Annotated in this window: 3 protein-coding genes, 1 tRNA gene and 1 pseudogene; 4 read left to right on the top strand and 1 reads right to left on the bottom strand. The window is 68.0% G+C overall.

Annotation, left to right across the window (positions count from 1 at the left end):
- The 4 genes from AC2H6A_RS17855 to AC2H6A_RS17840 all read left to right on the top strand — a co-directional run.
- Positions 1-779, top strand: a 779-nt coding sequence (locus AC2H6A_RS17855) for an acetyl-CoA carboxylase carboxyltransferase subunit alpha (protein ID WP_484275070.1), incomplete at its 5' end; no start/stop codon positions are given.
- A 31-nt stretch (positions 780-810) separates the two neighbouring features.
- Positions 811-2,343 (top strand): tRNA lysidine(34) synthetase TilS, encoded by a 1,533-nt coding sequence (tilS, locus tag AC2H6A_RS17850; protein WP_484275069.1) that lies wholly within the window; start codon positions 811-813, stop codon positions 2,341-2,343.
- Between the two features lie 34 nt (positions 2,344-2,377).
- The gene (locus tag AC2H6A_RS17845; protein ID WP_484275068.1) at positions 2,378-3,628 is read left to right on the top strand and encodes an aspartate kinase; all 1,251 of its coding nucleotides are present in this window, start codon (positions 2,378-2,380) and stop codon (positions 3,626-3,628) included.
- Positions 3,629-3,699: 71 nt separating this feature from the next.
- A tRNA-Ser gene (locus AC2H6A_RS17840) sits at positions 3,700-3,793 on the top strand.
- A gap of 958 nt (positions 3,794-4,751) precedes the next feature.
- Here AC2H6A_RS17840 and AC2H6A_RS17835 read toward each other — a convergent pair.
- A pseudogene (locus AC2H6A_RS17835) lies at positions 4,752-4,986 on the bottom strand (cytochrome-c peroxidase); the annotation flags it as partial.

Below are 4,986 nucleotides of genomic sequence, written 5' to 3'. Positions count from 1 at the left end.
GGCATCCGCAGCGGCCCTACACGCTCGACTACATCGCCGCGCTGTTCACCGACTGGCATGAGCTGCACGGTGACCGCCACTTCGCCGATGATCCGGCCATCGTGGGTGGCATGGCCCGCTTCAATGGTCAGCCGATCATGGTGATCGGCCATCAGAAGGGTCGCGACACCAAGGAGCGCGGCTATCGCAACTTCGGCATGCCGCGCCCTGAGGGCTATCGCAAGGCGCTGCGCCTGATGAAGCTGGCCGAGAAATTCGGCATGCCGGTGTTCACCTTCGTGGACACGCCCGGCGCCTTCCCCGGCATCGGCGCCGAGGAGCGCGGCCAGTCCGAGGCCATCGGCCGCAACCTCATCGAGATGGCGGCGCTGCGGGTGCCGATCATCACCACCGTCATCGGCGAGGGCGGCTCGGGCGGCGCGCTCGCCATCGCGGTGGGCGACTGCGTGCTCATGCTGCAGTACTCGGTCTACTCGGTGATCTCTCCCGAGGGCGGTGCGGCCATTCTCTGGAAGAGCGCGGCCAAGGCGCCCGAGGCCGCCGAGATCCTGGGCATCACCGCGCACCGTCTCAAGGCCCTTGGCCTGATCGACCGCATCGTCAACGAGCCGGTGGGTGGCGCGCATCGCGATCCCGCCCAGATGGCACAGATGTTGCGCCGCGCCCTGGCCGACGCGCTGCGCCAGTTCCAGGACATCAAGCCCGCCGAGCTGCTGCGCCAGCGTCGCGCGCGGGTGCTTGCCTATGGCAAGTTCAAGGAGATCAGCGACGAGCGCTGATCCCGCGCCGCGCGGCCGGCACCACTGCCCGGTGCTGGCAGCAGTTGCGCAATGCCTGAGCGCCGTCCCCGAGACGGGCGCGGTTCCATCCTCGGGCGCCCCCGGTTCCGCGCGCTGGCTGCTGGCCTTCAGCGGCGGCCTCGATTCCACGGTGCTGCTGCATGCGCTTGTCCGGGTGGCCGGGCCCCGGGCGGTGCTCGCCGTTCATGTGCGTCACGGTCTGCAGGCGGCAGGGGATGCCTGGCCGCAGCATTGCGTGGCGCAGGCCGCACTGCTCGGTGTGCCGTGCGCCGTGGTGTCGCTGCCGCCGGCGCAGGTTCAGGGCCAGGGGCTGGAGGCCTGGGCGCGACGGGAACGCTACCGCGTACTTGCCGCGCAGGCGGTGCAGTCGGGCGCGCAGGCCGTACTCACCGCCCACCACGCCGATGACCAGGCCGAGACCGTGCTGCTGCGGCTTGCCCGCGGCGCCGGCGTGCGCGGCCTGGCGGGCATGCCGGCGCGGCGGCCGCTGTCCGATGAGGCGGGCGCGCCGCTGCTGTTGCGCCCGCTGCTCGGGCTCACCCGGGCGCAAGTGGCCGACTATGCGCAGCGCCACGTCCTGCAGTGGGTGGAAGACCCGAGCAATGCCAACCTTCACCATGCCCGCAATCGGGTCCGACTCGAGGTCATGCCCGCGTTGTCGCAGGCCGTGCCCGGCGCGCCGGCCAACCTGCTGCGGGCGGCCGGGCATCTTGCCGAGGCGCGGCAGGTGCTCGACGAGATCGCCGACGCTGATCTGGCGGCGGCCCGCGCCGCGCTGGTTTCCGCCGAAGTGCCGGTTGCCCTGCGCCGACTGCTGGCCGCGAGCGTCGGGGGCGGCTTGCACCGCGGGCCCTGGCGCGCGCTCTCGCCGGCCCGGCAACGCCTGGCGCTGCGTGGCTGGCTCGAGGCCATCGGCCAGGCACCGCCTCCGCTGTCGGTGCTGAGCGAGGCGCAGCGTCAACTCATCCAGGCGCATGCCGCCAGCGGCGAGGTGGCGCTCGCCGAGGTCACCTTGCGCCGCTTGCGGGACTGGTTGTGGGCCGAGCCGCGGACGAGCCTGCCGCAGCATTTGCCCTGGCCGATGCAGGCGGTCTGGCAGGGGGAGGCGTTCATCGCGCTGCCCGATGGCTGCCTGCGGGTGAGCCCTTCCCGGAGCGCAGCGGCAATCCCCGCCGAGGCCCTGCATGGGCAGGCTATCCAGGTGCAGGCGGTGGCTGCATCTGCCCGGCTGCGCCTGCGGCCCGGTGGCATGTCACGCAGCCTCAAGCACTGGCATCAGGCGATGGGCGTGCCGGTCTGGCTGCGTGCGGCGCTGCCCGGGGTGTTCCTGAACGGGCGACTGCTGTCGGTGGCCGGTCTCGGTGATCACCATCCCCGCGCCGCTGCGTCGGCCGTGCCAGTCGGCCACGAGACACCCACGCCGGGCACCGTCAATGAGCTTGCGGCACACCACGGCGGGGTGCTGCTGCGCTGGGAAGCGCCGCCTGGCGACCCGCGCCATGCGCTGTGCGCGGAACCGCCGCCGGAGGGGCATCCGGTATAATCGAGGGCTTTGCCCAGCCAGCAGAATTCAAGCCATGGCCCTCATCGTTCACAAATACGGCGGCACATCGATGGGCTCCACCGAGCGCATCCGGAATGTCGCGCGTCGGGTTGCCAAGTGGCATGCCGCCGGCCACCAGATGGTGGTGGTGCCCTCGGCCATGTCGGGCGAGACCAACCGCCTGATCGCCCTGGCCAAGGAGATTCAGCCCCAGCCTGACGGCCGTGAGCTCGACATGATCGCGGCCACCGGCGAGCAGGTTTCGGTGGGGCTGCTTGCCATGGCGCTCAAGGCTCAGGGCGTAGACGCGGTGAGTTATGCCGGCTGGCAGGTGCCCGTCCGCACCGACGACGCGTACACCAAGGCGCGCATCGAATCCATCGACGACTCCCGGGTGCGTGCCGATCTCGCCGCTGGCAAGGTGGTGGTGATCACCGGCTTCCAGGGGGTTGATGCCGGGGGCAACATCACCACGCTGGGCCGCGGCGGCTCGGATACCTCCGCGGTCGCGGTGGCCGCGGCCCTGCGCGCCGAGGAGTGCCTGATCTACACCGATGTCGATGGCGTCTACACCACCGACCCGCGCATCGTGCCCGAGGCACGCCGCCTGCCTGGCATCACCTTCGAGGAGATGCTCGAGATGGCCAGCCTCGGTTCCAAGGTGCTGCAGATCCGCTCGGTGGAGTTCGCCGGCAAGTACAAGGTCAAGACCCGGGTGCTCTCCAGCCTCACCCCGCCCGACATCCCCCTGGCCGAAGAGGCGGTCTCGGGTACGCTGATCACCTTCGAGGAAGACAAGAGCATGGAACAGGCCGTCATCTCCGGTATCGCCTTCAACCGCGACGAGGCGAAGATCACGGTGCTCAATGTGCCCGATCGTCCGGGCATCGCGTATCAGATCCTCGGGCCTGTTGCCGACGCCAACATCGACGTCGACATGATCATCCAGAACACCGGCAACCAGGGCCTGACCGACTTCTCCTTCACGGTGCACCGCAACGAGTACCAGAAGGCCATCGAGGTCCTCGAGGGCAAGGTCAAGAGCGGTATCCAGGCCGGCGCCATCCAGGGCGACCCCAAGATCGCCAAGGTCTCGGTGGTGGGCATCGGCATGCGCTCCCATGTGGGCATCGCCAGCCTGATGTTCCGCACCCTCTCCGAGGAGGGCATCAACATCCAGATGATCAGCACCAGCGAGATCAAGATCTCGGTGGTCATCGAGGACAAGTACATGGAACTCGCGGTCCGCGCCCTGCACAAGGCCTTCGGCCTGGAGCAGGCCTGAGGGCCGTCGGCCGGCTTTGGGGTAGAATCCGCCCCGAGCCGGCATCGAGAGCAGTTCTGCACTTGAAGCCAGGAGACGTGGCCGAGAGGTCGAAGGCACTCCCCTGCTAAGGGAGCATGCGGGCCAAAACCTGCATCGAGGGTTCGAATCCCTCCGTCTCCGCCAAACAACTGCGCCCGCGAAAGCGGGCGTTGTTGTTTGGCGGGGACGAGCACAGGCCCTGCGGCCTGTGCGCGAGGGATGAGAAAGACCGGGGCTTGCAAGCCCCGGTCCGGGAGAATCCCTCCGTCTCAGCCGAGATTGTTGCGAACGGGATCCGGGCCCTTCGAACAGTTTCAAAGTTGTTCGGGGCCTGCCCGGGGTGCTCCTACAGCGCCTTCCGGATCAAGCAGGCTTCTTCGTAGACCTCAACGTCTTTGGCCCAGTACAAGATCTTTCTCACGATCTTCAAATAGGGCGACCCCTCGCCAACGGTGCGCACGTCGCGAGCGCTTTCAGACCGTGGTGTTGCAGAAGCGGTGTGGCCATGGGCTTGTGCCTCGATGCCTGTATGCGGTGATTTCATACAGGTTCATACCGGAGGCCTGAGCGTTTTTCTCAGCGGGTGGACTGTTAAGGTACTCTGTCGTGAGGGCGTCTTTCGGCCAACAGCTGACGGTGGCGACGGGCTGCTTCCTGGCGGCCCATCGAGTCGACTGAGGAGGATGGTTCCATGGAGCCGCGCGCATGACTGTCGTCCTTGCTCGCAAGAATCAAGACGCGGCATTGGCGTACCGGCCCCAGACCTTCCGAAGTGCAGGCCTCGACAGGTAGCTGAAGCAACCGATCTTGCTGGCGCGGCATGGACAGGCCGGCAACGAGATCGCTGCGGAACGCCCGAAGATTGCTGGGGCGCCCACCCGTCCAGACGCTACTCGAAGACACTTGCGCTTGGCCCGCACGCAGGCCCGCTTGGCGGAGATGCTTTGCCAAGGCAGGCGCCCCCGAAGGCGGCTGATTGGCTGGGCTTAATGATCGCCGCCGCGCGCGCCCATGTGGCCACGACTTACCGGAAGATCGCCATGCACACGCAGTCGCAGCCGATGGCGTTGCTGCAGCACGCGCGCTGAATCAACCTGCATGGCTACGGCACGAAGCCGTCCGTCAACGTGCGCAGGAAGGCAACCAGGTCCTGTACGTCCTGTGCACTCAGCCGCGATGGCTGGCCGAGCTGCTGGCCGAAGGGCGGCAGCTGGTTGACGTTGCCGCGGTAGGCCGCGGGCAGATCGTTGAACTTGTCTACCACGTTACCCAAAGTCGGGTACCAGCGCGCCGGGTCGGTATCGCGCGTGGCGTAAAACGATACAGCGTCCTGCAGC

Source organism: Quisquiliibacterium sp. (assembly GCF_982640115.1).
This window is presented reverse-complemented; position numbering and strand designations above follow the sequence as displayed.

Coding starts and splice junctions, on each gene's coding strand:
- AC2H6A_RS17845 (WP_484275068.1), top strand. CDS start 2,378: ATGGCCCTCATCGTTCACAAATACGGCGGCACATCGATGGGCTCCACC.